This window comes from Streptomyces sp. NBC_00086, assembly GCF_026343255.1.
Taxonomy (GTDB): Bacteria; Actinomycetota; Actinomycetes; order Streptomycetales; family Streptomycetaceae; genus Streptomyces.
Window position 1 is genome coordinate 3,871,237 of sequence record NZ_JAPELZ010000001.1, and the last position, 24,859, is coordinate 3,896,095.

24 protein-coding genes are annotated in these 24,859 nt (G+C 70.0%); 17 read left to right on the forward strand and 7 right to left on the reverse strand.

Translation table 11 applies throughout. The features are described from left to right. Nucleotides 1–60: 60 nt before the first annotated feature. The 3 genes from OG276_RS17240 to OG276_RS17250 all read right to left on the reverse strand — a co-directional run bounded on the left by OG276_RS17240 (nucleotide 61) and on the right by OG276_RS17250 (nucleotide 2,600). Nucleotides 61–621 (reverse strand): hypothetical protein, encoded by a 561-nt coding sequence (locus tag OG276_RS17240; protein ID WP_266906446.1) that lies wholly within the window; start codon nucleotides 619–621, stop codon nucleotides 61–63. 27 nt (nucleotides 622–648) lie between these two features. Beyond that, nucleotides 649–1,104 carry a hypothetical protein gene (locus OG276_RS17245; RefSeq protein WP_266906448.1) on the reverse strand — a complete coding sequence of 152 codons (456 nt, stop codon included), beginning with the start codon at nucleotides 1,102–1,104 and terminating at the stop codon, nucleotides 649–651. An 818-nt stretch (nucleotides 1,105–1,922) separates the two neighbouring features. Next, on the reverse strand, nucleotides 1,923–2,600 hold the full coding sequence (locus OG276_RS17250) for a hypothetical protein (RefSeq protein WP_266906450.1): 678 nt from the start codon (nucleotides 2,598–2,600) through the stop codon (nucleotides 1,923–1,925). 701 nt (nucleotides 2,601–3,301) lie between these two features. Between OG276_RS17250 and OG276_RS17255 the strand changes: the two genes are divergently transcribed. Genes OG276_RS17255 through OG276_RS17265 form a run of 3 tightly spaced genes read left to right on the forward strand, consistent with a single transcriptional unit; the run spans nucleotide 3,302 to nucleotide 7,354 of the window. Continuing rightward, on the forward strand, nucleotides 3,302–5,521 hold the full coding sequence (locus OG276_RS17255; RefSeq protein WP_266906452.1) for an MMPL family transporter: 2,220 nt from the start codon (nucleotides 3,302–3,304) through the stop codon (nucleotides 5,519–5,521). 5 nt (nucleotides 5,522–5,526) lie between these two features. Continuing rightward, entirely contained in the window at nucleotides 5,527–6,708 is a 1,182-nt protein-coding gene (locus OG276_RS17260) for a sensor histidine kinase (protein ID WP_266906454.1), read from the forward strand. A gap of 1 nt (nucleotide 6,709) precedes the next feature. Next, the gene (locus OG276_RS17265) at nucleotides 6,710–7,354 is read left to right on the forward strand and encodes a response regulator transcription factor (protein WP_266594590.1); all 645 of its coding nucleotides are present in this window, start codon (nucleotides 6,710–6,712) and stop codon (nucleotides 7,352–7,354) included. Nucleotides 7,355–7,505: 151 nt separating this feature from the next. Here OG276_RS17265 and OG276_RS17270 read toward each other — a convergent pair whose 3' ends face one another. Together OG276_RS17270 and OG276_RS17275 are read right to left on the reverse strand one after the other, a co-directional pair. After that, the gene (locus OG276_RS17270) at nucleotides 7,506–8,606 is read right to left on the reverse strand and encodes a serine hydrolase (protein ID WP_266906456.1); all 1,101 of its coding nucleotides are present in this window, start codon (nucleotides 8,604–8,606) and stop codon (nucleotides 7,506–7,508) included. A 491-nt stretch (nucleotides 8,607–9,097) separates the two neighbouring features. Then, nucleotides 9,098–9,817 carry a DUF4232 domain-containing protein gene (locus tag OG276_RS17275; RefSeq protein WP_266906458.1) on the reverse strand — a complete coding sequence of 240 codons (720 nt, stop codon included), beginning with the start codon at nucleotides 9,815–9,817 and terminating at the stop codon, nucleotides 9,098–9,100. A gap of 336 nt (nucleotides 9,818–10,153) precedes the next feature. Between OG276_RS17275 and OG276_RS17280 the strand changes: the two genes are divergently transcribed. From OG276_RS17280 to OG276_RS17330, 11 genes are all read left to right on the forward strand, one after another. Beyond that, complete coding sequence (locus OG276_RS17280; protein ID WP_266906460.1) at nucleotides 10,154–11,674, forward strand: helix-turn-helix transcriptional regulator; 1,521 nt, start codon at nucleotides 10,154–10,156, stop codon at nucleotides 11,672–11,674. Between the two features lie 636 nt (nucleotides 11,675–12,310). Beyond that, on the forward strand, nucleotides 12,311–12,514 hold the full coding sequence (locus OG276_RS17285; protein ID WP_008734853.1) for a cold-shock protein: 204 nt from the start codon (nucleotides 12,311–12,313) through the stop codon (nucleotides 12,512–12,514). A 319-nt stretch (nucleotides 12,515–12,833) separates the two neighbouring features. Then, nucleotides 12,834–14,366 (forward strand): DEAD/DEAH box helicase, encoded by a 1,533-nt coding sequence (locus OG276_RS17290; RefSeq protein ID WP_266906462.1) that lies wholly within the window; start codon nucleotides 12,834–12,836, stop codon nucleotides 14,364–14,366. Between the two features lie 61 nt (nucleotides 14,367–14,427). Then, nucleotides 14,428–14,841: a CBS domain-containing protein gene (locus tag OG276_RS17295; RefSeq protein ID WP_266912892.1), complete on the forward strand. Its 414-nt coding sequence runs from the start codon at nucleotides 14,428–14,430 to the stop codon at nucleotides 14,839–14,841. A gap of 52 nt (nucleotides 14,842–14,893) precedes the next feature. Continuing rightward, nucleotides 14,894–15,208 carry an SCO5918 family protein gene (locus tag OG276_RS17300; protein ID WP_266906464.1) on the forward strand — a complete coding sequence of 105 codons (315 nt, stop codon included), beginning with the start codon at nucleotides 14,894–14,896 and terminating at the stop codon, nucleotides 15,206–15,208. A gap of 967 nt (nucleotides 15,209–16,175) precedes the next feature. Further along, nucleotides 16,176–16,514: a MerR family transcriptional regulator gene (locus tag OG276_RS17305; RefSeq protein WP_266906466.1), complete on the forward strand. Its 339-nt coding sequence runs from the start codon at nucleotides 16,176–16,178 to the stop codon at nucleotides 16,512–16,514. A gap of 406 nt (nucleotides 16,515–16,920) precedes the next feature. Further along, complete coding sequence (locus OG276_RS17310; protein WP_266906468.1) at nucleotides 16,921–17,352, forward strand: hypothetical protein; 432 nt, start codon at nucleotides 16,921–16,923, stop codon at nucleotides 17,350–17,352. A 28-nt stretch (nucleotides 17,353–17,380) separates the two neighbouring features. After that, nucleotides 17,381–18,733 (forward strand): hypothetical protein, encoded by a 1,353-nt coding sequence (locus tag OG276_RS17315; protein WP_266906470.1) that lies wholly within the window; start codon nucleotides 17,381–17,383, stop codon nucleotides 18,731–18,733. Between the two features lie 35 nt (nucleotides 18,734–18,768). Then, nucleotides 18,769–19,263: a hypothetical protein gene (locus OG276_RS17320; protein WP_323182341.1), complete on the forward strand. Its 495-nt coding sequence runs from the start codon at nucleotides 18,769–18,771 to the stop codon at nucleotides 19,261–19,263. 2 nt (nucleotides 19,264–19,265) lie between these two features. Further along, a complete protein-coding gene (locus OG276_RS17325) occupies nucleotides 19,266–19,727 on the forward strand; it encodes a hypothetical protein (protein WP_266906474.1) in 462 nt (153 codons plus the stop codon). Between the two features lie 202 nt (nucleotides 19,728–19,929). Then, nucleotides 19,930–20,166, forward strand: a complete 237-nt coding sequence (locus OG276_RS17330) for a hypothetical protein (RefSeq protein WP_266906476.1) — start codon at nucleotides 19,930–19,932, stop codon at nucleotides 20,164–20,166. Between the two features lie 66 nt (nucleotides 20,167–20,232). Here OG276_RS17330 and OG276_RS17335 read toward each other — a convergent pair whose 3' ends face one another. Further along, a complete protein-coding gene (locus OG276_RS17335) occupies nucleotides 20,233–22,326 on the reverse strand; it encodes a SpoIIE family protein phosphatase (RefSeq protein ID WP_266906478.1) in 2,094 nt (697 codons plus the stop codon). 509 nt (nucleotides 22,327–22,835) lie between these two features. On the opposite strand from OG276_RS17335, the gene OG276_RS17340 reads away from it, so the two are divergent. The 3 genes from OG276_RS17340 (at nucleotide 22,836) to OG276_RS17350 (ending at nucleotide 24,095) form a co-directional block, all read left to right on the forward strand. Further along, nucleotides 22,836–23,411 carry a DUF5994 family protein gene (locus OG276_RS17340; protein WP_266906480.1) on the forward strand — a complete coding sequence of 192 codons (576 nt, stop codon included), beginning with the start codon at nucleotides 22,836–22,838 and terminating at the stop codon, nucleotides 23,409–23,411. 93 nt (nucleotides 23,412–23,504) lie between these two features. Beyond that, nucleotides 23,505–23,771, forward strand: a complete 267-nt coding sequence (locus OG276_RS17345; RefSeq protein WP_266906482.1) for a hypothetical protein — start codon at nucleotides 23,505–23,507, stop codon at nucleotides 23,769–23,771. A gap of 51 nt (nucleotides 23,772–23,822) precedes the next feature. After that, a complete protein-coding gene (locus OG276_RS17350; protein ID WP_266906484.1) occupies nucleotides 23,823–24,095 on the forward strand; it encodes a hypothetical protein in 273 nt (90 codons plus the stop codon). A gap of 59 nt (nucleotides 24,096–24,154) precedes the next feature. Here OG276_RS17350 and OG276_RS17355 read toward each other — a convergent pair whose 3' ends face one another. Beyond that, a complete protein-coding gene (locus tag OG276_RS17355) occupies nucleotides 24,155–24,757 on the reverse strand; it encodes a barstar family protein (protein ID WP_266906486.1) in 603 nt (200 codons plus the stop codon). Nucleotides 24,758–24,859 lie beyond the last annotated feature (102 nt).

Sequence of the window (24,859 nt, forward strand, 5' to 3'; positions counted from 1 at the left end):
GTCAACCTGTTCGGCAGTCGTTGCCGGACCGGTGGCTTCCCCTAAAGCGGCTGCATCGAACTATCCGTTGCCACTCCCACCGCCGAGCCTGCCGCTCGCACGTTGCATGAAGCTCTCGAACACAGCCTCCGCATCATTGAGCCTCATCAATGACGCAAAGTTGCGGGCCGCAGCATTGGACACCGCTTCGTCGTTGCCCCGGCCCCAGGCGTACATGTGGGGTCCGACCGCCTGGACAGCCTGCTTGGCGGCTTCCAGCACTGGGAGCGACGGGGCGTCTCCACCGTCCAGAAGCGAGATCCGACGATGCCGCAGCTCAAGATCGCGACACAGGGACTCCGAGCGATACACCATGTCCCGGTACTCATCGAAGCTCCTCACGGTCCAGAGCGAGGTCGCCACCCGCAGAATCTGCCCCTGGAGTTCTTCCCACACAATGCAGAAGCCCTCGTAAGCCTGGTACCGCTCCGAGAGGAGCGCTGTGGTGCTGGCCGTGATCCTTAGTTGCTGGATGTCTCGCGCCTGCACCACCGGTCCGTGCACGGTCGAGTTATCGAGCCCGTTGGCCACGTCAACCGTCGCGTGCTGAACGGACGGCTGTTCTCTGCGAGATGAGTCCACGCCGGGATGTTAAGGCCCAACACGAAATCACGCCTGTGTACTGCCCCAACCTCTTTCGGGAGGCATCCCAAAGCTGAGCGAACCCACACTGCCGACTTGGACCACGGGACCATGCTGCACGCCCCCACTGATCGTGTTGTGCACCTCCGCGACCTGTTGATCGCCTCGCCTTGGTGCAAGTTCATCGAGCACTGACTGAAGTTCAGAAGCAGCAGTCGGATTGGCCATCAAGGTACGTCGCAGCCGTGTGCGCCATTCCGCCTCGACGTCCAAGACCATCTGCTCGTCACCGGCCTCCAACGCCGCCGTGAGCTCTCCGCGCGAGGTCTCCAGCTCGCCTTCGATCACGACTCCTTCGCCACCGTCGCGACGCGCAAAGAACAAGGCGATCCGATCACGAGCCTGTGCCCACGAGTCAGTCGCCATCTGCTGAACGAATGCCGTTGCACCCGCGGCAGCGAGTGCCATCAACTCTGGTTCCATTCATCCCCCTTACTAGCAGTCGAGTCAGCCACCGCACCCATGGCCCTCGACGATCAAAGACCGACGGCTACCGTACGTCGCACGCCCCCAACATGTACGAGCGCCTCTGGCGACCGTGGCGCCTCCCCGCGCGGGTGGCGCCGCCCCGCGGCCGCCGCACCTCGAATCGCGAGAGCCGGCCTGGTAGCCGCACACGATCCGAGCCGGCATCACTCACGCGACCACCTCAGGGGACGAGTCAACGCTCATAGGTGGACAGCAACCCGATTCCCGCCAGACAGGCCGGAACAAGGGCGGACCAGACCCCGTCTTCGGTTCTGGCCCACAAAACTCCCGACGGAATCGCGATGAGGAGAACAGACCAGCAAAGACGCCGGAACCTCCTCCGCGAACGGACGAGCCGAGCAGTTGCAACCTCGCGCCGCCGCCTCTGCGCGTCCTCGGCCGCCCATTCGTCCTGCGTGCGCTCCCGAAGGCGCGCCAGGAACGCAGCATGGTCAGCGTCGTGCGCCGCGGCGGGTGGCGCAACGTTCAAGTTGAGGTCCCCGTGGACAGCGCCCGCCTGCACGACAGGGCCTTCAACGTGGCCGCTCAACTCGTTGCGCACATATGGCCGTTCACTCATTCGCCGAAGATACGCGATCAGCTCAGAAGATCACCATCGGACTGCGCCTGCCTTTGTCTGGTGGGGCCCACCAGGTGACTCAGTGGCCCGCTCGCCGGAGTGGGTCCGTCCACAGAAGTTGGGGGCCTTCCACGGTCATCAACTTCCAGGACCTAGAAGGTGTCTGTATTTCTCGGACTTCACCATGCCTGGCTCACGAGTCGACGAGTGCGTACGGCCTGCTGCCCGCGTCCCGGGCGAAAAGCCACGCGAACACGAGGAGCGGGGCGTAAATCACTGCAAGGAAGATGCTGCCCACGGCCACCGTCACACGATCCGATCGACTGTACCGGTGCTGGGTCCAGCTCAGCACCCAGAGGCCGAGAGCGCCAAGGAGTCCGACCAAGAACAGCGCCGGCCACACTTGGTCGCTCTGCACCGAGAGCGCGAAGGACAGCACTACAGTCGACGGACCACGCCACTCCATCGTCTGCCCAAGGTCCCACCCGAGCTGCCCCGGCCTTGGCAGTACCAGCAATCCCACCATCAGCAAGATCTGTGCCACACCACCGACCAGCCCGGCACGCTCGGCAATCCAGCTCGCAGGGAATTCCGTCCAGCCTGACGGGACCGCCAGCGCATCGCAGACGGTGGCCATCCCGTCGAGCGGTGTACCCCAGCGACGGGCTCCGACGATGGTCGCGAGTGCCGCGAGAGAGGCCAGCGTCCGATACAGCGTCGCCACGACCTTCAGCGAACGCACCTCCTTGATCACGTTGTTTACCGTGCTCGACGGACTCGACATGAACACATCCCTGACCGACCGCGCCTGCACGACGGGACCCTCGACGTGACCGCTCAGATCATTGACAACGGATCGATACTCGCCCATGCGCTGGAACCTACGTCCACGTTGAGAGCGCCGCCACCAAGACCTCAAAAGCGAATCTGGACGCATCACGCAGCACACCAAGCCGCGCCGGGCGGCCCCGCATCGGCCTGCTCACGGAAGCAACCTCGCAGTGCGGATCTGCGGCTCGGGCGGTGAGGCCGGCCGACAGCCACTTCGTCGATCGTCACCGCTCAGGCCGGTGCAGGCATCCCTGCAGATCCATCCAGCTCGTGGTCGCGGACGACGGCGTGCCGCCCATGCGTGCCCCGCTTGAGGAGGCCACCGGCTTCACGTGCCCCAGCCGTGCCCTTTGGAGCGGCGAACAGCGGTCAGAACCGGCACCCAGAGGCAGTCGCACCAAAGGCCGAAAGGGGTAGGAAACCGCAGGTCAGAAGCCATGCGGGGCATCCATACGCCATAGATTCCCAAGCTTATAGCGCGGGTTCGATTCCCGTCATCCGCTCTTCTACGAAGCCCCAGGTCAGCGACCTGGGGCTTCGTCGTTGTCTAGACCTGTTCAGGAGTCCCGCACCACTTGCGCACCACTTGACTCCTTCCCGGCCTGCTCGGCGGGCTTCTACCGGGCGGTTGCAAGGACGTTGACAGCGGTAGCGCTCTCCTGCCGTCCACCGACCGGTGGACGGCAGGTTCAACCGGCCGGGCGTGTCGGGCTGTGCACCCCGCCGACCAGGATCTCCGGTATGAGTCAACTCCCTGTGCAGATAGCCCGTTGGAGCGCCCAGCACACATGGCGTGCGATCGCCGGCTGGTTCGTGTTCGTCTTTCTGTGCCTCGGCGTCGGCATCGCGGTCGGCACCAACGAGGCCAGCGTCGAGGACTTCCGGGTCGGTGAGGCGGGGCGCGCCGAAGCGATGGCAGCCGAAGGGGGCCTGCAGCGCAGGCCCACCGAGCAGATCATCTTCTACGCCAAGTCCGGACCTCCGGACATGGCCGCAGCCGACTCCGCGGCACGGGACCTCACCGAGCGGATGCGGAAGCTGTCCGAGGTGGACAGCGTCGCGGCCCCGGTCCGCTCCGAGGACGGCAAGGTGCTCAGGGTCTCGGTGGTCCTGAAGGGCCCCGAGCTGGACGGCAAGAAGAACGTCGTCCCGCTCCTCGAACAAACGGCGAAGGTGCGCGACGAGTACCCCGACCTGGTCGTGGAGGAGACCGGCTCCCCCTCCATCAGCAAGGGCGTCAATGATCAGCGCGGGAAGGACCTCGCGCTCTCCGAGCGCATCACGCTGCCAGTCACGCTCATCACCCTGCTGCTCGTCTTCGGATCGGTGGTCATGGCCAGTGTGCCGCTGCTGCTCGCGCTCTCCTCGATCGCCGGCGCCCTGGGGCTGTCCATGATCGCGTCCCACGGCCTCCCCGACCCCGGTGTCGGGACCAACATGATCCTGCTCATCGGCCTGGCCGTGGGAGTCGACTACACGCTCTTCTACCTCAAGCGTGAACGCGAGGAACGGGCCCGTGCCGGTGGTCGTCTCGGCTCGGAAGCCCTGGTGGAGCTGGCGGCGGCGACCGCGGGCCGGTCCATCGTGGTCTCCGGCCTCGCCGTGATCGTCTCCACCGCCACCTTGTATCTGGCCGGGGACGTCATCTTTTCCTCGCTGGCGACGGGGACCATCCTGGTCGTGGCGGTCGCCGTGGTCAGCTCCCTGACCGTACTTCCCGCACTCCTCGCGACGATCGGGCGCCGGTCCGAGCACCGTTCGGCCCGCAAGGCCGCCCGCCGGGCGAGCCGCGGCAAACCGGTCCGTACGAAGCGGGCGGCGGCCGAAACGGGCCGGGTGTTCGGCGCCCTGCTGCGGCCCGCGCAGAAGCGTCCCGCCGTCACCCTGAGCGTATCGGTGCTCGTCATGCTCGCCCTGGCGGCGCCCGCGCTCGGCATGAAGCTCATCGACCCGGGCAAGGACACCTTCTCGCGCGACATCCCGGCCATGCAGGTCTACGACCGGCTGAACGCAGCCTTTCCGGAGCTTCTGGTCAAGCATGAGGTCGTCGCCCGCTCCACCCCGGACCGGGCCCCGGAGGTGAGGCAGGCTCTGGCGGATCTCGGCCGGCGAGCGCAGGCCGATCCTCTGTTCGCCAGGACCGCCGAGCCGGAGGTGCGTACGTCGGCCGACGGCCGGATCAGTGTGCTGGAGCTGGCCGTCCCGTATCCCGCGCCCTCCGCCGAAGCGACCGAGTCGCTCGGGCATCTCCGTAAGGACCATGTGCCCGCCACGGTCGGCATGCTGTCCGGCGTGGAGACGGGGGTGAGCGGTGACGTGGCCCGGGGCCGCGACTACGTGCATCACGAGAAGAGCAAGCTCCCGCTGGTCATCGGGCTCCTGCTGCTGGTCACCTTCGCGATGACCGTGTGGGCGTTCCGCTCGGTGGTCATCGGTCTGATCGGCGTCGTGCTCAATCTGCTGTCCGCCGGGGCCTCGCTCGGCCTGCTGGTCGTGTTCTTCCAGGGGACGTGGGCGGAGGACCTGCTGGCCTTCGACTCCCTCGGCGCGATCGCGTCCCGGGTGCCCCTGTTCCTCCTCGTGATTCTCTTCGGTCTGTCGATGGACTACCAGGTATTCGTGGTCAGCCGGATCCAAGAGGCCATGCACAACGGAATGTCAGCCCGCGAGGCAGTGTTGGACGGCATCACCCGGTCGGCCAAGGTGGTGACCAGCGCGGCGATCGTGATGGTGACGGTGTTCGGCGCCTTCGTCGCCCTGCACCTCACCGAGATGAAGCAGATGGGCTTCTGTCTGGCGGTGGCCGTACTGCTGGACGCCGTGGTCATCCGGCTCATGGTCCTGCCGTCTCTCCTGCTCCTTCTCGGCGAGCGGGCATGGTGGCCGCTCCGGCCGACCCGGTCGTCCCCTACGGCGCTGATCACCACCACGGCTCCCCGTCCATTCGAGAACGTAGTCTGACGATCATGCTTCAACGTCCGCAGCGCGGGGACCCGTTCTGGATATGGATGCTCCACTGGTGGGACGTCATGTCCTGGGTGATCATTGGCCTGCTGGCCGTGATCACCATCGTGGGGGACACCCCCCGCCCGACCGGTTACGGGTCGCTGGGGCTGCTGGCACTTCTCGGCATCTGTTACGGGCTCGTACGCAGACGCCCCGGCAATCCGGTGCTCGGCGCGTACGCCTATCTGGCCTTACTGGTCCCCGTCCTGGGCGGACTCGCCTACCTCCGCGACGGCTTCGGGGTGCTGTACACGCTGGCGCTCCCACAGTTCGTCATCTTCGCTAACAGTCTGCGGTCCTCGATCGTCTGCAGCGGGCTCGGTGCCGTGGCCATCACGGTCGGCGGCAGCCTGCGGGAGGGCCTGAACGCCGAGGTCCTCACCACCAACGCCATCTCTTCGTTCGCTGTCTACGCGGTGAGCGTCCTGATCGCCGTACTGACGCCCCGGGCCCTTGAACTGCGCGACGAACGCGCCCAGCTGCGCACTGAGTTGAAAAGCACCCAGCTCAGCCTGGCCGAGGCACACCGGCTCCAGGGCGCCGCAGAGGAGCGCGAGCGCCTCGCACGGGAGATCCACGACACCCTCGCCCAGGGCTTCGCCTCCATCATCGCGCTGGCGGAGGCGGCCCGCTCCGGCCTCGAAACCGATGCGGAGAGGAGCGCGCAGCAGTTGCAATCCATCGAGCAGACCGCCCGCGACAACCTCGCCGAGGCCCGCGTCCTCGTCGGCTCGGCCCCCCAGAGCGGCGTGGCTCCCGGCTCGGCGGCCAGAACCCTGCGGCGGACACTGGACCGGTTCACCGAGGACACCGGGGTCACCGTCACCGCAGACCTGCCGGACATCGAGTGCGACCAACCGACTCGGATCGCGCTGCTCCGCTGCACTCAGGAGTCCCTCGCCAACATCCGCAAGCACGCGGCAGCCTCCGCCGTGGACATCGTCCTGGCACGGCAGCCGTTCGGCATCGAGCTGGAAATCATCGACGACGGCCGGGGTTTCGTGGTCGAGGAGTCCCGAGGCTTCGGACTCAACGGCATGCGCAAACGCCTCGCCGAACTCGGCGGCGAACTCACCGTCACCAGCTCGGTTGGAGATGGCACCCGCATCCTCGCCATGATTCCCACGAACGGTCAGGTGTGACATGACTACATCGGCAGACGCGCTCCGCATCATCCTGGCCGACGACCACGCGGTGATGCGCGCCGGCCTGGTTGCGCTGCTGGCCTCCGAGCCCACCATCGACATCGTCGGCGAAGCAAGCGACGGCCGGGAGGCGGTCGAGCTGGTCGACCGGCTGCAGCCCGACCTGGCGCTGCTGGATCTGCGGATGCCGGTGCTCGACGGGGTGGGTGCCACCGCCGAGATCGTCGCGGGCCGTCCGGGGACTCGCGTGCTGATCCTGACCACCTACGACACCGACACCGAGATCGAGCATGCAGTAGAGGCGGGCGCGACCGGCTACCTCCTCAAGGACGCCACCCGCGAGCAGCTCGTCGAGGCCATCCACTCAGCGTCCCGGGGCGAGACCGTCCTGGCCCCACGCGTCGCGCAGCGTCTGGTGGCCAAGATGCGGCAGCCCTCGCCGGTGACGCTCACCGCGCGCGAGGTGGACGTGCTGAGTGCTGTCGCGGACGGCCTGTCCAATCCGGAGATCGGCAAGCGCTTGGTCATCTCCGAGGCCACGGTGAAGACACATCTGCTCCGGATCTTCGCCAAGCTGAACGTCAGCGACCGCACGCGCGCGGTCGTACTGGCCCTGCAGGGGGGTCTACTGGACCGGCGTTAGCCCGCCTGCGGCTCGACCTGAGCCGCTTGCGCAGTGGTTACGGCCGCAGGCGTCGGCTCCCGGCCGCATCCCTGCGGACCGTCACCGCCTGATGACCGGCTGATGACGGCGTCGAGGGGGGATCGTGACCACAAGCCGGTGCGCCGGGCGGCTAGCGCTGCTTGGCGCACAGGGCCGCGTCCACCGCCCCTTGGAGGTGGCGCAGGCTTTCGCCTTCGGCCGCCCAGGTCGTGGTGTAGACGGTCACGGTGCCGCGGCCTGCCGTGGCGCGGCCTCCGCCCACGGAGTTGCCGGGCAGGTCGCCGCCGTGGCCCCAGTAGGAACCGCCGCAGCTGAGGGGGATCGAGGCGATGCCGTAGCCGTAGCGGCTGCCCGCCGGGTAGACGTCGCGCCCACCAACTGCGGTGGTGTCGTGGGTCATCTGGCGCACCGCCCAGGCGGGCAGGAGGCGGCCGCCGAACAGCCCGTTCCAGAAGGCGTTGAGGTCCTTGGGCGTGGAGACGAGGCCACCGGATGCGCCGAACTCGTACCCGGGAAGCTCGGTCAGATCCACCCGGCCGGCCTCCGGGGCGGCCGGGTGGATGCCGTAGTTGCGGGCGTGCGGTCCGCGCAGGGACAGCTCTCCGGGCGTAGGCCAGTACGTGTCGTCCAGGTGCAGCGGGCGCAGGATCGTGCGCTCGATGTACGTGCGGAATCCGACCCCCGACGCCTTGTCGATCACCATGCCGAGCGCGAGGTAGTTGGTGTTGGAGTAGCCCCAGCCGGTGCCGGGCTCGAAGCCGGGCTTCTCCTTGAGCGCGAGGGCCAGATAGTCCTCGGGCGTACCGGGCCGGGTCCAGTCGACCAGCGTGGCGTACTCCGGCAGCCCACTGGTCTGCTTGAGCAACTGCCTGATCGTGATCGTGTGCTCGGAGAGCTGTGGCACGTATCGGCCGGCGCGGTCGTCCAGCCGTATCCGCCCGTCCGCCACCAGGCGCATCACCGCTGCCGCGGTGAACGCCTTGGTGTTGCTGGCCACCCGGATCCGCCCCCGCTCATCGACCATGGGCCGGCCCGACTCCAGGTCCGCGACACCGGCGGTACGCGTCGTCCTACCGTCGTACGCCAGGGCACCCGGGACCTCGTCGGCGTCGACGAGCAGATCCAACTGGTGCTGTACCGGGTCGAGCGGCCGAGCCGCCGCCGCGGGAACGAACGCCCCGATGGTCGTTGCGGCGAGCAGAACTGCGGTGGCGATGCGCTTGCGGTACATGTGTCTTCCCCCTGGTCGTGGCCCGGCCCGTAAGGGCCGTTCAGTGGCTTGACGACGACTCTGCCAGGACGCTGACACAAGATCATTGCGCCCAACCCCCGAACGGGCGGGCGGCCACCCCCCTTGACACATCGCGGCTTGCCAGGTCAGTTCATCCGCCGGCCTGACCGGCTGCCGCATACCCAACGGCCTGGACAAGGGCAGGCGTTCGGGACCGGTCATGCCGACCGTGGGGCACCAGCGTGAGAGGCATGCCCCTCAAGCACAGCTTATGGCGCGGGTTCGATTCCCGTCATCCGCTCTTCTGCGAAGCCCCACGTCAACGACCTGGGGCTTCGTCGTCATCTAGACCTATTGCCGTGCGGCCTGCCGGCCGCCCGGCACGTCCAGGGTGCGGCCGGGCGGCGTCGTGGTGAGATCCGCACGCGGCCCCCGCTGGGTCGGAGCTCGTCTCGGATTGCCCTGAGGTCGTCGAGGCAGTTGTGTGCCGTTCAGAAGGCGCTCAGCGCGTCGCGGGTGTTGGTGCGGTACAGGCCGACCTTCGGGTTGGCGACGCTGCCCGGCTTGGCCAGCTGGAGGCTGACGCCGTCCGCGTTCGGCATGTGCTCCTTGTCGGCCAGGACGTTGACCTCGTCGGCCACGGGGCCGTTGCCACCCGACGGGTTGAGGTTCACGGCCGCGTACGCGGTGGCGCCGGGGTGCACCGGGTACGCCGGGGCGCCGCCCAGTCCACCGGGGGCAGCGGCCTGGAGACCGAGCGCGCGGCCCTTGGCGCTGAAGCCGACGGTGGGGAAGTAGTCCAGACCGCAGGAGGTGGAACCGTTGTTGGTCACGGTGATGATGCGGACGGTGGCCGGAGCGCCCGCCGGGGAAGTGACCTTGACGGTCAGGTTTCGCGCCGAGCAGGGGTGGGTGTAGGCGTAGGAGTCACCGGTGGTGTTCCCCGTGTTCTTGGCGCCCGAACCGGCCTTCGCCGGGGTGGCGGTGGCCGTGCCGGTTCCGGTGGCCTTGCCGTCGGACGGGGCGGCGGAGGCGCCCTCCCCGGACGGCGTCACGGTCCCGGTCGAGACCGGCTTGTCCGCGCTCTTGGTCGCGGAGGGGTTCACCGTCGGCCCGCCGGCGCTGTCCGAGCCACCGCAGGCGGTCAGGGCCAGAGCGAGGCCGGCGGTGGCGGCGGCCAGGGCGGTGGTGCGGAGTCGGTAGGTACGCATGGGGAAATCTCCGTGTCGGTGCGGTCGTCAGACGGAGGCTTTCGCTTCCTGCCTGACGAGACGTTGGGTGGGGCTGCTGTTCCGGTCGCCTGCTGCCGCAGGCGGCCGAGGGTTGTCGGTGGGGCGGGTGGGGCGTGTGGGGCCCCCCTTACGACCGCCGAATCCGACCGTCGATCCGATCGGCGGACCGACGGGCTGATGACGCAACTGTGGGGGCGGCTTCGTCCCAGTGGCGTCCGGACCGGGATAGTAGGAACCCTGTAACGCTCCCGACCCCTCTCACCTGGGCGATCGGGTGAGCCTGGAACGGGCTTCCGGGATGAGGGGGAGGGTGGAATGGCCACGGAGACGGAGCGGTTCGCGGAGCTGATGCGCGGATTCAAGGAGCGCTCGGGGCGCAGCTACGGCACGCTCGCGAAGCGTCTGCACTCCAGCAACTCGACGCTGCACCGCTATTGCAGCGGCGCGGCGGTGCCCACGGAGTACGCCCCGGTGGAGCGGTTCGCCCGCGTCTGCGGTGCCTCGGCCGACGAACTGGTGGCGCTGCACCGGCAGTGGCTGCTGGCTCTGGTGGAGCGGCGGCGGGGGGTGGCGGAGGGGCAGACCTCGGGATCGGGTGCGGCGAACTCCGCGGCGCCGCGGGGCGGCGGCGCCGCGGCGGAGGTGCCACCCGCATCGGCGGTGGTGGTGGCTGGGGAGGCTTCGGAGGTCCGGCCGCAGGCGGAGACCGACCCCGCATCGGCCCCGGCGTCCGCGACCGGGTCCGCTCCGGCGCCTACCCCCGCTCCCGCTCCCGCGCTGGCACCGGCGCCGGCACCGGCACCGGCGGAGGACCCCGCCCCTGCACCGGCGGCGGAGGCACCCGCACACACACCCGCCGCCCTTGTCCAGCCGGGCCCCGGCCGGGCCTCCGTACCGGGGGCCCGGCGTCCTCGGCTGCTGCTCGCCGTTGCGGCCGCCGTGGCCACCGCCGCGGTGGCGGGGGCCGCCGCCGCCGTCTCCTCCATGGGAGATACGGGTCACGGGGACACGCGGCGCGGCGCCGCCCAGCAGTCCTCACGCGAGCGGGCGGCGGCGGGCCAGGCCTTGCCGTCCGGCGGGTCGTCGTCACCCGTGCCCGCAGCCGAATCCGCACCCCCGACCAGCCCCGGACCACCGTCGTCCCCCTCGGCAACGTCCGCGTCCCCCTCGGCAGCGTCCAGCTCGCAGGCCACCGCCAAGGAGGGGGCCTCCCCCACCGCCCCGTTCACGGTCAACGTCCTGCCCGACAACTGGGACAGCCCCTGCGACCAGTGGTTCGCCCTGGACAAGGAACCCGCCTCGGTCCCCCCGCCCCCCGCCGGGCAGGCGACCGAAGGGTGGGCCCGGGCCCTGCAAGCCGTCCCGGCGGGGCACCTGCGCATGCAGCTGACCGTCCAGGGCACCGAGGGCAAGGCCGCGGTCCTGCACGCGCTGTACGTCCATGTCGTGAGCGGCCGCAAGGCTCCCGGCTGGAACGCGTACACCATGGGCTCCGGCTGCGGCGGCGCGCTGGTGCCGGCGTCCTTCGCCGTGGACCTGGACGACGCCTCCCCGAGGGCCAGGCCCGTACCCGGCAAGGAGGGCGAGCGGCCGACGGCCTCGACCGACTTCCCGTACAAGGTCTCGGCCACCGACCCCCAGGTGCTGAACATCGACGCCGCCACACTCGGTCAGGACGTCAGCTGGTACCTGGAGCTGGCCTGGAGCAGTGGCGACCGCCAGGGCACCACCCGCATCGACGACCACGGCCGCCCGTTCCGCACGGTCGCCCTGAAGGCCGGCCACAGCTACTGGTACAACGAGAACAACAACGCCTGGCTGCCGGACACGGGATGAAAGACCCGTCGCACCCGGTCGATCGCCGTCCGTTGCCGGCCACGGCGGCGACCAGGTCACGGACCTTCGGACCTTCGGACGTCCTCGCGTCCTCGCGTCCTCACGTCATCGCGGGCGGCCACAGCCGGCGGCCGAAGGGCCCCACATGACGCGGTGGGACGCGTGAGTCCCTGGACGACGTCCGTACCGAGGAACAGCGGGCCCGCCACGGGGCCGCCGACCAGCAGTGGAAGGCGGAGCGATCGGGCCGACGCGTATGACCTGAGGCACGCGCGCCCGCCCGGACCGGCCCGGGCGGCTTGCTCACGCGGAGCGCGCTCGGCGCCCCAGCAAAAACGCTGTGGTCGGGGTGAATCAATATCTGTTGCCGCCGCCTAAGAATTTGACGGATCCCGCGGGGAGAGTTTCTACCGCAACACGGCGGCCGGAATTATTCAGCGCACACAAGCCGCTGCAGCGTGCTACTGTCGATCTCGGTTGCAGTTTTGGTACCCAAGAACTTCAAGCGCCTCCGCCGGAATTCATTCCACTGGAAGCGCTTTGTATTTCCCGGTCATTTACCGGTGGGGCATCATCGCGGCGACACGGTGTCCGCACAGTGTGGACGCTGGTGTATTGCCCCAAAGGAGATATGACATGGCTGCTGGTACCGTTAAGTGGTTCAACGCGGAAAAGGGTTTCGGCTTCATCGAGCAGGACGGTGGCGGCGCTGACGTGTTCGCCCACTACTCGAACATCGCCGCCCAGGGCTTCCGCGAGCTGAACGAGGGCCAGAAGGTCACCTTCGACATCGCGCAGGGCCAGAAGGGCCCGACGGCCGAGAACATCGTTCCCGCCTGACGCTGACACGCATTCTGCAGCTGGGGCCCGCATCCCTCGGGGTGCGGGCCCCAGCTGCACGCATTTCCCGCGGTGTGTTCACCCGCGGTATTGAGCATGGAGAGACTCGGACGACAGGCCCTCTCGGAGCCGCACCCGAGTCGATTTCTTTGGTTGTCGCGTCCATATGACGCCACCTTATTTCAGCGCCTGAGCCCGTACAGATTTCCTGTCCGCCAGATCCGCTTTCGCATCACATTCGGCCCGTTCTCGCAATTCCCTGCGCCGCTCTTACGCTGCGGGAATTCCTTGATACGCGCCGCATCAAGGAAGGTTCCGCATGAATCCCACACGTACGAACGACCGCTCCGCCCGCACCCGCAGCCGCACCGGCGGCCCCGCATTCGCCGCCGGCTCCGGTTCCGGCCGGGGCAGCCGCTTCGGCTCGTCGACCCCGAGCCGTTCCGGAGGTCCGAGCCGTTCCGAAGGTCCGAGCCGCTCGGGCGGATTCGGCCGTCGGCCCGCCGCGATCCAGGGCGAGTTCGCGCCGCCGAAGACGATCACCCCCGCACTGCCCGCCGTCGAGGCCTTCGCCGACCTCGCCATGCCGGCCCAGCTGCTCGCCACGCTCGGCCGTGAGGGCATGGTCACGCCGTTCCCGATCCAGGCGGCCACGCTGCCCAACACTCTCGCGGGCCGTGACGTGCTCGGCCGCGGCCGCACCGGCTCCGGCAAGACCCTGGCCTTCGGCCTGGCGCTGCTGGCCCGTACGGCCGGTCAGAGCGCCGAGTCGGGCCAGCCGCTCGCGCTGGTCCTCGTACCCACCCGTGAGCTCGCGCAGCAGGTCACGGCCGCGCTCACGCCCTACGCCCGGGCGGTCAAGCTGCGCCTGGCCACCGTGGTCGGCGGCATGCCCATCTACCGGCAGGCCCAGGCGCTGCGCGCCGGGGCCGAAGTGGTCGTCGCGACCCCGGGCCGGCTGAAGGACCTCATCGACCGGGGTGACTGCCGCCTGAACCAGGTCGCCATCACCGTCCTCGACGAGGCCGATCAGATGGCCGACATGGGCTTCATGCCCCAGGTCACCGCGCTGCTCGACCAGGTGCGTCCCGAGGGCCAGCGGATGCTCTTCTCCGCCACCCTCGACCGCAACGTCGACCTGCTCGTGCGCCGCTACCTGACCGACCCGGTCGTGCACTCCGTCGATCCCTCACAGGGCGCGGTGACCACGATGGAGCACCACGTCCTGCACGTCCAGGGCGCCGACAAGCAGCGGACGACCACGGAGATCGCCGCCCGCGAGGGTCGCGTGATCATGTTCCTGGACACCAAGCACGCCGTGGACCGCCTCACCCAGGACCTCCTCGACAACGGGGTCCGCGCCGCGGCCCTGCACGGCGGGAAGTCCCAGCCGCAGCGGACCCGTACGCTCGCCCAGTTCAAGACCGGACACGTCACCGTGCTGGTCGCGACGAACGTGGCGGCGCGCGGCATCCACGTCGACAACCTGGACCTGGTCGTCAACGTCGACCCGCCGACCGACCCCAAGGACTACCTGCACCGCGGCGGCCGTACCGCCCGCGCCGGCGAGTCCGGCAGCGTCGTCACCCTGGTCACCCCCAACCAGCGCCGCGAGATGGCACGCCTCATGCAGGCCGCGGGCATCACCCCGCAGACCACCCAGGTCCACTCGGGCGACGAGGCCCTGAACCGCATCACCGGCGCGCAGGCGCCCTCCGGCATCCCGGTCACCATCACCGCCCCGGTCTCCGAGCGGCCCAAGCGCAGCACGGCCTCCCGTGGCCGCCGCGGGCCCGCTTCAGCCGCCCGGCGCGCGAGCGCACGGCAGAACTCCTTCGACGCGGCGGCCTGAGCACCACGTGATCAGGACACTGACCCACCTCTGCAGGAGGCACCTTTTGACGCTGGTCCAGATGCAGCCCCGCCCGGCGCAGGCCGATGCTCATGCCGACGCTCATGCCGACCTCGTCCTGCGGACGGTGGACGGCGCCATGGAAGCGGCCGGTCCGCAGGTCTGTGACGACATGACCGTCGAAGTGGCCCTGGCCGTCATGGCCGGCTCCCGCACGGATCGTCTGCTCGTCTGTGACGAGGACGGCCTGTGTACGGGGCTGGTCACCCAGGCCCGGCTCGCCGACGTCCGCGAGAGCGCGGCGTACACGGACCGGCTCCGTTTGCGCGATGTCCTCGGCGAACGCGGGCCGTTCACCTCGCCCATGACCACGGTCACCGAGGCCGAGCACGCGATGCACTACCGCAGGCTCACCGCTCTGCCCGTCGTCGACGAGCAAGGCAGCGCTCTGGGCGTCCTCGCCCTCGCCCGCTGAACCACCAGCTCGCCGTGGTCGGACCGTTCCCCTCTTCACCCTGTGAGGCAACATGCGCTGTGTCATCGCCCGCTTCCCGTTCGACCTGACCAAGAGCGGTGTCCTGGAGTCGATGAAGGGCATCAAGCCCGAGGAGATCCTCGGGGAGTCCGTGATCATCGGCCGCCGGATCTACCCCGTCAAGCAGGTCGGCCAGGTCATCACCCGCCAGGACCGCCGCGACTTCAGCGTCGGCGAGGTCCTCCGGGCCATGACCCAGCTCGGCTTCACCTGCCGCGGCAGCCTTCCCCGACCCGCCGTGGCCCCGCGCATGCTCAGCCCCCTGCAGCGGGCCTCCGCGATGCTCGGCACCCCCGTGACCGCCTGACGGGTGCCCGGCGCCTGCCGCCATCCGACCAGTGAAGAGGGCCCGACCGGCACATGCCGCTCGGGCCCTTTCGCGTACCCGGAGGGAAGCGCAGACGGGTGAACCGCGGTACATCGCACTCGCCGCCGTCCCCGCCCACGGCCTGCCCTCGGCCTGAGCGGCCGTTGCGCCCTGACCCACGATTGTTCGATCCGACGGGACCCGATTACCTCACCGACATGCATTCAAAAATCTATCCTGGCCGGAGTAGACATTGGGCGGTGACGTGGTTATGGTTTCTCTCGTAGCACAGAGAGACCGCAGGGCCGGGCAGAGACGAACTGCCGGGCAGCAGTACGCAGTACCCGTAGGTGCAGTACGCAGGACGGTGCGGTGGTGGAGTTCCGAAGCCAGGGCTGGTGCAGGACGGCGACGGTACTGACGACTGGACCGGGTGGCCCGCAGTGATCAGGGGCCACCACGAGCGGTACCCAGCAGTGAAGTCAGTGAGCAGCACCTCGGTGAAGGCGTCGGCTGCGGGCGCGCGCACCGGGAGGTTCGGCAGTGGGGTTCCAAGCCAGAGCAGATGCAGGATGGGCGACGGGGCTGGCTGCCGGAACGTGGCGCCAGGTCGGGCCACGCGCGGTACAAGCAGCATGAGCAGTTCCAGCAGTTCCAGCAGTAGGCATTACCAGCATGACGCAGTACCCGTTGGACAAGTAGTTGATCACTGAGGGAAGAACGGAGGAGCTGAGCGCCATCAGGATCGCCCGGGCCGGCAGGTTGGAGCCCGGGTACCGCAGGACATCGATAGTGAGGTGGTCTCCGGTCAAGCAACCGCGATCCCCGCACCCCGCTCACGTATGAGTCGGGTCTGCGGACACAGAGGGCCGGCGCAGTATCAGGGCCGGCAGATGGTGTAGTAGTTCCTTCGGGGCCCTGGTGCCATAGGCACCAGGGCCCTCCACGCGTTCCAGAAAGAGGTTCAATGACAGCAGGTGACTCGTTCGGCCGTCTCGACGACGACGACTACCCCGCCTACACCATGGGCAGGGCCGCAGCGATGCTCGGCACCACCCAAGGCTTCCTCCGCGCCCTGGGCGAGGCCCGCCTCATCACCCCGCTCCGCTCGGACGGCGGCCACCGGCGCTACTCCCGCTACCAGCTGCGCATCGCCGCCCGCGCCCGCGAGCTCGTCGACCAAGGCACCCCGATCGACGCCGCCTGCCGCATCATCATCCTCGAAGACCAACTCGAAGAAGCCCAACGCATCAACGCCGAATACCGCCGCGCCAACGAAACACCCACCCCACCGACCTCGGCCTGAGGGTGCGTACCGTGCCGGGCGGAGCGCGTGACCGTCATCGTGACCCCGAGCTCACCGCCTGGCCGACGAGCACACCCCGGAACGGGCCGCAGCGAGGATCCGGGCGAGCCGGCACCTGCCCGACGGCCCCGTGCACGACGTGATCCGATCCCCAAGCCCGTAGCGCGGGTTCGATTCCCGCCCTCCGCTCTTCCATGAAGCCCCGGGTCAACGACCTGGGGCTTCGTCGTTGCCTGGGACCGATCGAGGGACCGGGGCGCCCCTGCCCCCATCCGTGGCTCCCATGGGGAGTTGGGGTGGAGGGAGGGTGGACAGTCTGTGTCCCCAATTCCCTTCGGCACGAGGGGGGTTGCAGAGTCGGACGGCACTCGTCCTATGATCACAATCTGCCGACACGGGGGGCACCATGGCCGCGGATTCTGCTCAGGAGTGGGGGCGTGCACCTGCGGGCGGCGCGGACCAGCAGGTGCGTACGCAGGTGAACGGCATCCCGCCCGAGCCGTCCGGACCGGGCGGCGGGAAAGCGGACTTCGCTTCGACGCCGGCGGAGAAGAAGGCGGCGGCCGGCACCATCGAGAACGAGCTGGAGCCCAGCACGAAGAAGGCCGCGGAGCACGCGGATGACTCCACCAGCTCGGCGCACAAGGGCTTCGGCGGCTGGGAGACCGCCGCCGGGCTGAAGACGGTCGCGGACACGTGGGACCAGCAAGTGCGAGCCCTGATGGGCCGCCTGGCAGCGGAGAAGAACGCGCTGCGCGGAACTTCGGGCCTCTTCGTACGCAATGACACCGGCGTGGGTGACCAGCTTCTGTCCCAGTCCAAACTGAACAACCTGTAGGGCTGCGGTGCCGACCTACCACGAAGTCATGACCATGGACCTGGGCCTGCTGACGGCGGCCGCCTCCAAGTGGGAGGCGATGGCGGGCGAGTTGGGCAAGGTGGAGATCCGCTACGGCGACACCGTACAGAAGATCACCATGGGCCCCGGCTGGGCCGGCGTGAGCGCCGGCGCCGCCCGGACGAAGTTCGCGGCCACCCGGTACGAGTACTCCGCGGCCCAGAGCCAGGCCAAGGCGATCGCGAGCCTGCTGCGCGACGCCCACGAGAAGTTCACCGATCTCAGGCAGAAGCTGGAGAGCGCCCGCGACGACGCGATGGCCGCCGGCATGACCGTGTCCGAGCAGGGGCGCATCGGCTTCGACTACTCCAAGCTCACGCCCGCCGAGCGCAGCGCGTACCACCACGATCCCGACGGTCAGAGCATCATCCGCGCCTCCGTCGCGGCATGGCAGCAGCACATCGACGACCGCGTGAAGGCCGTCTCCGAGGCCGACCAGAGCGTCAGGACCGCCTTGAGCGCCGCCGTTGTCGACAGCAACAGGGACGCCTTCGGCGGGGGCGATGACGCCACCTTCAACGGGTTCAACGCCCACCCCGAGGGGGACCTGGCGAAGGCCGGGGCACCGAAGGCGGACGGGGCCGCGACGAAGACCGATGGATGGACCTCCGAGGGCAGCGCCTCGGCGAAGGGCCCCGGCGCCGAGTTCAAGGTGACCGGCCCCAAGTACGGCAAGGAGGGCTCGGTCAAGGCCGCCGCCGACCTCTTCCACGTCAACGCCGAAGGGTCGACGACCAACGGGGACTGGAAGCTCTCCGGGGTCGCCGACGCCTACGGGGGCGCCCGGGCCAGCGCGAACTTCGGTTTCACCGACGCGGGACTGGCCGCCAAGGCCGAGGCGTCCGCGGGACTCCGCGGGCTCGCCGAGGGGCGGGCCGAGTACGGCCCCTACGCCGGCGTCTACGGGCGGGCCGAGGGCTTCGCCGGCGCGGAGGCGAGCGCCGGCCTCAAGGCGGGCAAGGACGGAGTCGTCGTCAACGCGAAGGCGTTCGCCGGGGCGAAGGCCTCCGTCGCCGGGGGCGGCGAGGTCGCCGGCATCGGCTTCGGCGGCACGGCCGAGGGATGGGCCGGTCCCGGTGCGGAGGCCAAATGGGGCTTCGAGAAGAACGACGAAGGCGTGTACAAGCTCGGCGGCAAGGTGGGCCTCTCCCCCGTCCTGGGCGGCTCCGTGGGTCTCGAGTTCACGGTCGACCCGGACAAGGTGGCCAAGAGCGTCGGCGACGCGGCCGACGCGGTGGGCGACGTGGTCGGGGACGGAGTCGACGCGCTCGGTGATGCCGCCGGCTCGGTCAAGGACACCGTCGGCGGCTGGGTGTTCTGATGTACTTCCCCGCGTAAGGAGGGCCCACGATGCCCATGACACTGCCGATACCGATCGAGTTCCGCCTACCGGGAGGCTGGCTCCCGGCCGCGCCCCCGGACGGCGTCGACGTCCCCGGGGTGGCCTTCGCCGCGGTGCATCCACACCCGGACCACGGGTTCACCGCCAACATCACCGTCGCCGGCGAGGTCCCGCGGGATTCGGCGACCCTGGCGGAACTCGCCGACGAATCGGCGCAGCGCCTGCGCGAGGCCGCCCGGCCGGTCGTGGTGGCCCATCGCCGCGAGGTGGGGTCCGCGGACGCACCCGCCCTGACCCAGCGGCTGATCTTCTCGGCCGTCGTGGGCGACGTGCGACACGACCTCGTCCAGTCGCAGGTGTTCCTGACCTTCCCGGACGTCCGGGACCCGCACAGGCGGGCGATGATCCGGCTGGCACTGACCGCCACGGCCGCCCAGCACGACGAAGTCCTGCGGGACTTCCAGGAGTTCGTGCGCACGGTTCGCCCGGACACCGGGGACGGGGCATAGCGATGGGCCTCCTGGACCACTACTTCGGCACCCGGCGTCCCGACGAGGGTGTCGCACCGCGCACACCGCTGGAGGTCCGGTCAGCGCTACTGGCGCTCAACGGGCCGGGCGTCCCCTTCGCCGTACGCAACGGGACCCCGAAGGAGGGCGACCTGGTCGCCGAGTGCCGGCTCCCGCAGCTGCGCGTGCGGCTCTGGACCCGAATGCGGCTGGACGCGGCGAAGCACGAGGTACGGGCCGTCGACGAGCAGTGGGAGGTCTCGCTGAGCGAGCACGTCCTCGGGCAGCGCTCCCGCGGGCCGGCGAACGCGGTGTACCGGGTGTGGGGGAAGGAGACGGGGCCCGACGGGCGCGAGCACAGGGTCGAGACGCTCCGCTTCGAGACCCGCGAGATGAAGGACCCCCTGCGCCAGGCGGTCCTCGACGCCGGCTGGACCTGGCGCGGAGTGCTGTTCCGGCTCTGACCGGCCTTGGCCGGTCCTGCGGGGCGGATCGCGTGGCCGCCCGGCTCGGCGCCGCAGGCACTGCGCCGTGATCGACGCCATGGACAGGGACGGGCGTCACCCGTAAGGCACGCTCCGTAGCCGAAATGATGCAGATTGTCCATCTTCCTGTCAGCGTGATTCGCGAGGAATCCCCGTCCCCCGCATCGAGAGGAATCACGCCATGGGCGCTACACAGGGCAAGCACCAGGAGCCGGGCAAGGGCCGCGAGGCGCAGGAACACCATCGCTCCGGAGACCCCGCGCGCCCCCAGCCGGGCAAGGCCTCCCGCGAGCAGGGAGAGAAGCAGGGAGAGGAGCAGGCTCAGAAGCACGGCCGGAAGCAGGGCCAGAAGGAGAGCTCGCGCCGCCGCGAGGACGACCTGCTGCGCGAAGAGGACCTGCACGACGAGACGTTCTGAGCGGAGCACCGCGCGCCCACGCGCGCCCACGCTCGCCCACCCGCGCCCGCTCGCTCCCGCGCGCGTTCAGCCCCGTACGCGGGCGATGAGCAGGGCGACGTCGTCGTGGTCGCCGGGGTGCCGCAGTGCGCGGAGGAGCATGTCGCAGGTCTCCTCCAGGGAACGCGGCGGCGCCGCGAGGAGGGCAAGGAGAACGTTCAGGCGTTCGTCGATGGCCTGGTCGCGGGTTTCGACCAGGCCATCGGTGTAGAAGACCAGCTGGTCGCCGGGGTGCAGATCGAACAGGGTGGTGTGGAAGAGGAACTCCCCGACACCCAGAGGCACTCCGGTGGGCAGGTCCAGTAGTTCGGGCGGCCGGCCGCGACGCATCACCACGGGGGGCAGGTGTCCCGCGTTGGAGATGAGGCACCGGGTGTGGTGGGGGTCGTAGACGGCGTAGACGCAGGTCGTGATGGTCTGCCCCATGCGGTTCGTCAGGCGGTCCAGGTGGCGCAGTACCTGCGCGGGGTCGAGGTCGAGGTCGGCCAGTGTGCGGGTGGCGGTGCGGAGTTGGCCCATCGTCGCGGCGGCGCTGATGCCGCTGCCCATGACGTCGCCGACGACGAGGGCGGTCTTGTCCGCCGTCAGGGGGATGACGTCGAACCAGTCGCCGCCGACCTCGTCCGCCGCTTGGGCGGGTTGGTAGCGGTACGCGATCTCCAGGCCCGGCGGGTCCGGTGGCTCCTGGGGGAGCAGGCTGCGCTGGAGGGTGAGGGCGGTGTTGCGCGCCTGCTGGTACCAGCGTGCGTTGTCGATGCACACGGCGGCCCGCGCGGCCAGCTCGCCGGCCAGGACCTCGTCGTCGGCGGTGAACGGTTCCGGATTGCGCAGGCGCTTGAGGTCGAGGGCGCCGAGGACTTCGCCGCGGGCGATCAGCGGCACGGCCAGGTAGGAGTGGAGTCCCTCGGCGGCCAGCATGCCGACGGCTTCGGGACTGCGGGCGATGCGGATCAGGTCCTCGGCGTCCACGTGGGACAAGCGGACCGGACGGCCGGTGTTCACGCACCGGGTGACCAGCCGGTCGGCGTCGTAGCGGGCCACCTCACCCGGCTGATCGGCCGCGACCACCGCGTCCGTGGGGTACGCGGCGGCCACGGCCAAGGCCCTGAACACCGTGGCCCCTTCCTGTACGGCAACGGCCGCGCGGCTGTGCAGGATGCTGTCGAGCACGTCCACCGCCGCCACGTCGGCCAGTTCCGGGACGGAGACCTCGGCGAGTTCCCGGGCGGTCTGGTCGAGGTCGAGCGTGGTCCCGATGCGCAGCGAGGCATCGGCCACGAGCGCGAGGCGCTGCCGGGCCCGGGCGGCCTCGGCTTTGTCGCGATGGCGCTCACTGACGTCGACGACGGACGTCGCGACGCCGAGCACCTTCCCGTTGGAAGCCTCCAGCCGGTAGAAGGACACCGACCACACGTGCTCGTGGTCCGGGTCGGCCGGGGTGCTCCCCTTGGACTCGCGGTCGAGGATCGGGATTCCGTCGGCCAGGACCTCACGCATCGCGGACTCGATGGCCTCGGCGTCCAGGAAGGGCAATGCCTCGCTGACGTGCCGGCCGACGTGCTCTGCCGCTGGCAGGCCGTTGATGCGTTCCAGCGCCGGATTGACGGTCACGTACCGCAGCTCGGTGTCCACCACCGCCAGCCCGATCGGGGACTGCGAGATCAGCCGCGTGGACAGCGCCAGATCCCCCTCCACCCGCCGCAACGTCTCCTGGTCGGTGGCCAGGACCAGGGCGTAGACGGCCTTCCGGCCGTCCGCCAGCCGCATGTTCCGGAACTCCACCAGGCGCGTGCCGCCATCCTTGTGGCGCACGGGGAAGACGCCCGACCAGCCCGCCCCGCCGGTCCCGCCCTCCTCGCCCGCCATGACGCGCGCGAACAGGTCGACCACCAGCTCCAGGTGATCCTCGTGGACCAGGAGCGGGCCCGCGAACCGGCCGAGGGCCTCGTCCGCGGTGAATCCGAACAGTTCCTCGGCCTGCGGGCTCCACAGCACGATCCGGCCGTCCGCGTCGAGCACCGCGGCCGCGACCCTCAGGACGTCCAGCAGTCCCCCCGACTCGGGGCGATCACCGTCCGACGGCCGGCCGGGGTGCGCCGGGAAGGATTCGGTTGCGCCCATCCCGGGACTCCTTCCACCCGCTGCCCGCGTCCTTGGCGCCCTGGGGTCCGGGCGTCCTGGGGTCCGGGCGTCCTGGGCGTCCAGGCGTCGTCCTCGGCGTCCAGGCGTCCCTGGCCTCCAGGGCCGGCCTTCGTGCCCGCGCCTCGGTGCCCGCGACTCCCATCGTCCCTCCCCCACGGCCGACCCCGCACCTCTGCCCGAGCGGGGAGGCGGCCGGTCAGCGCGCTGACCGGCGTACGGGCAGCCCGGTCTCGGCGTCGCGCGTGCGCGAGCCCGCCGTCGTTCCTCGACGCCTCGGCCAGGCCCCGCCGCCCCCCGCCCCCCGCGCCCGGCGCCCGGCGCCCGCCGCCCGGCGGAAAATGCCTGGTCACGCCCGGCACAGTCCACCGGACGGGCGTACAGTTGAAGCACCGGGAGTATTTCGCGCACCTGCTTTCACGCGGGTGTCATTCCTGGCGATCGCCTAGAAGCCGGGCCGCCGACGTGCGGTCCGGGGGCAGGCCCGCATCATGATCACCACCCTCGACCGGACCGTGCCCCGCGATCTCACCGCGCAGCCCCCGGCCCGGTTGTCCCTCACCCCGAAGACCATGCTCGCCGGCCAACTGGACGGCGCCTGGTGGCCCCGCTCCCGCGACCTCGAAGCCGAGCTCCCACCGCTCGCCGCCGCCCTGGAGGAACCCTGGGGGCGCATCACCCGCGTCACCGTGAACCCCATCCGCTGGCCCGCCGTACCGCACACGGTGCCGGCGGACGGGCGCACGCTGCACGTGGCCTGGTTCACCGAGCAGGACCCCGACAAGCTGATCCTGCTCTCCTACACCGTCGGCCGCTGGGACCTCCTCGTCATCCCGCCCGGGACCGAGCCCGTCGCCGCGGCCCGGCTGATGGCGGCCGCCGCGATCCCCGGCAGCGTACTCACCGCCGGCGTGCTGATGGCCAACGAAGCCGCCATCGGGCGCGGCATCCGCGACACCCAGCGCCGGGAAGCCGGCTGGGAGAGCGAAGGCGGAGCCTGCATGTCCCCCGTCGGAAGTCCGCTCGACCGGCGCACCCTCACGCTGCCCGGGAACGGCTGGACGTGAGCTCCGTTGTGCCCCCGACCGGGCCCGACGGGCGAGGCGCCCCGCGCCCACCCGCCGCATCCTCCACCCACTAGCGAAGGGGACACGCCCCACGTGAAGTACATCGAGACCCAGATACTGCCTTCGCTCGCAAGCGCCGAGGTCCGGATCGTCGCACACACCCCCGAAGCCGCCCGCGCCGTCGCAGAAGCCCTCCGCGGCTGCTTCGCCGGTTCCGAACAGCGCAGTTACCCCGGTCGCAACGGCGGTACGCGCCTCCACCTCACGGTGGACACGGCGAGACCCGCCGGCGCGGCCCGCACCTGGCTGGCCGCCAGCCGGACCCCCGTCGGCACCGGCGCCCACTCCGACGAGCCCTGACAGCCCCCGCGGACCCCGGAGCCCACCCCCCACATACGAAAGGACGCGGTCATGGCCACACTGCGCGAACGCAAGACCTACCGCGACCAGGTGCTCCGGGTCCTGTACGAAGCCGTCGAAGGCAACCGCCTCCTCGGCATCACCGGAGCACAGCTACGGCGCGACCTCCACGTACCGGAACAGGACCTGGCCGCCGCCTGCACCTACCTGGCCGGCGAAGGCCTGATCACCGTCGACTGGGAGCCGGGCAACACCCCGGCGATGGTCACCCTGACCCACGAAGGAATCCGCCGCATGGAGACCGAGGAGGAGGACCAGGGCTGAATCCCCTCGCCTAGGTGAAGAGCGATCGACGCCTCAGTACCACCTCGCGGTGAAGCCGCTCAGGCCGGCTGGGAGGTGTGGGCGGTCGGGGGCCAGACGGGGTCGCCGCCCCAGGTGTCCTCGGCGGTCAGGGTGAGGACCAGTCGGCCGTCCACCACGGCTGCGGCCACGTCCTCGTCGTTGACGGAGGGCTCGGCGAAGTCGGCGGGTGCGATGCGGTCCAGCAGGAAGACGAAGTGGAGGGCGAACGGTGAGCCGTACGAGTGGGGGTCACCGTCGGCGTCGACCATGAAGTTGGCCCGCCAGGCGCCCGTGCACAGGGTCCACACGAGGTCACCGAGGAAGTCGGCTTCCAGCAGCGGGTCCGCGCCGTCGATCAGCACCGCGACGTCCTGGTTGCCGTGCCCGGGCCCGTGCCAGTCGCCGAGGCAGTCCACCATGGCGTCCCAGTTGTGCCCGAAGTAGCCGGGGAACCCCAGTTCGCGGGCGAACGCCCGGAACAGACAGCCCTTCTCGTGCAGTTCCTCGCCGTCCAGGCGCAGGACGATCCCGCCCCGGGTCCGCAGCTCGGCCTCGGCCGCGGCCACCCACGGGTCGGTGGAGGAGGTGAAGGTGACCCAGGGCGACCGGCGTTCGGTGAGGGTGGGAAGGAAGCTGCTCATGCGGCATGCTCGCACCCCGCCCGCCCCGGTCGCCCCTGGATTACGGCCGCCGGTGGGCGCCACCACTCGCATCACCGCCGCGCCTCCGCTCGCGGCGTCGCT

Excerpts from the sequence above, each read along its gene's own strand:
- OG276_RS17245 (WP_266906448.1), bottom strand. The coding sequence starts at position 1,104 with ATGGAACCAGAGTTGATGGCACTCGCTGCCGCGGGTGCAACGGCATTC.
- OG276_RS17250 (WP_266906450.1), bottom strand. The coding sequence starts at position 2,600 with ATGGGCGAGTATCGATCCGTTGTCAATGATCTGAGCGGTCACGTCGAG.
- OG276_RS17255 (WP_266906452.1), top strand. The coding sequence starts at position 3,302 with ATGAGTCAACTCCCTGTGCAGATAGCCCGTTGGAGCGCCCAGCACACA.
- OG276_RS17260 (WP_266906454.1), top strand. The coding sequence starts at position 5,527 with ATGCTTCAACGTCCGCAGCGCGGGGACCCGTTCTGGATATGGATGCTC.
- OG276_RS17265 (WP_266594590.1), top strand. The coding sequence starts at position 6,710 with ATGACTACATCGGCAGACGCGCTCCGCATCATCCTGGCCGACGACCAC.
- OG276_RS17270 (WP_266906456.1), bottom strand. The coding sequence starts at position 8,606 with ATGTACCGCAAGCGCATCGCCACCGCAGTTCTGCTCGCCGCAACGACC.
- OG276_RS17275 (WP_266906458.1), bottom strand. The coding sequence starts at position 9,817 with ATGCGTACCTACCGACTCCGCACCACCGCCCTGGCCGCCGCCACCGCC.
- OG276_RS17280 (WP_266906460.1), top strand. The coding sequence starts at position 10,154 with ATGGCCACGGAGACGGAGCGGTTCGCGGAGCTGATGCGCGGATTCAAG.
- OG276_RS17285 (WP_008734853.1), top strand. The coding sequence starts at position 12,311 with ATGGCTGCTGGTACCGTTAAGTGGTTCAACGCGGAAAAGGGTTTCGGC.
- OG276_RS17290 (WP_266906462.1), top strand. The coding sequence starts at position 12,834 with ATGAATCCCACACGTACGAACGACCGCTCCGCCCGCACCCGCAGCCGC.
- OG276_RS17295 (WP_266912892.1), top strand. The coding sequence starts at position 14,428 with ATGCAGCCCCGCCCGGCGCAGGCCGATGCTCATGCCGACGCTCATGCC.
- OG276_RS17300 (WP_266906464.1), top strand. The coding sequence starts at position 14,894 with ATGCGCTGTGTCATCGCCCGCTTCCCGTTCGACCTGACCAAGAGCGGT.
- OG276_RS17305 (WP_266906466.1), top strand. The coding sequence starts at position 16,176 with ATGACAGCAGGTGACTCGTTCGGCCGTCTCGACGACGACGACTACCCC.
- OG276_RS17310 (WP_266906468.1), top strand. The coding sequence starts at position 16,921 with ATGGCCGCGGATTCTGCTCAGGAGTGGGGGCGTGCACCTGCGGGCGGC.
- OG276_RS17315 (WP_266906470.1), top strand. The coding sequence starts at position 17,381 with ATGACCATGGACCTGGGCCTGCTGACGGCGGCCGCCTCCAAGTGGGAG.
- OG276_RS17320 (WP_323182341.1), top strand. The coding sequence starts at position 18,769 with ATGACACTGCCGATACCGATCGAGTTCCGCCTACCGGGAGGCTGGCTC.
- OG276_RS17325 (WP_266906474.1), top strand. The coding sequence starts at position 19,266 with ATGGGCCTCCTGGACCACTACTTCGGCACCCGGCGTCCCGACGAGGGT.
- OG276_RS17330 (WP_266906476.1), top strand. The coding sequence starts at position 19,930 with ATGGGCGCTACACAGGGCAAGCACCAGGAGCCGGGCAAGGGCCGCGAG.
- OG276_RS17335 (WP_266906478.1), bottom strand. The coding sequence starts at position 22,326 with ATGGGCGCAACCGAATCCTTCCCGGCGCACCCCGGCCGGCCGTCGGAC.
- OG276_RS17340 (WP_266906480.1), top strand. The coding sequence starts at position 22,836 with ATGATCACCACCCTCGACCGGACCGTGCCCCGCGATCTCACCGCGCAG.
- OG276_RS17350 (WP_266906484.1), top strand. The coding sequence starts at position 23,823 with ATGGCCACACTGCGCGAACGCAAGACCTACCGCGACCAGGTGCTCCGG.
- OG276_RS17355 (WP_266906486.1), bottom strand. The coding sequence starts at position 24,757 with ATGAGCAGCTTCCTTCCCACCCTCACCGAACGCCGGTCGCCCTGGGTC.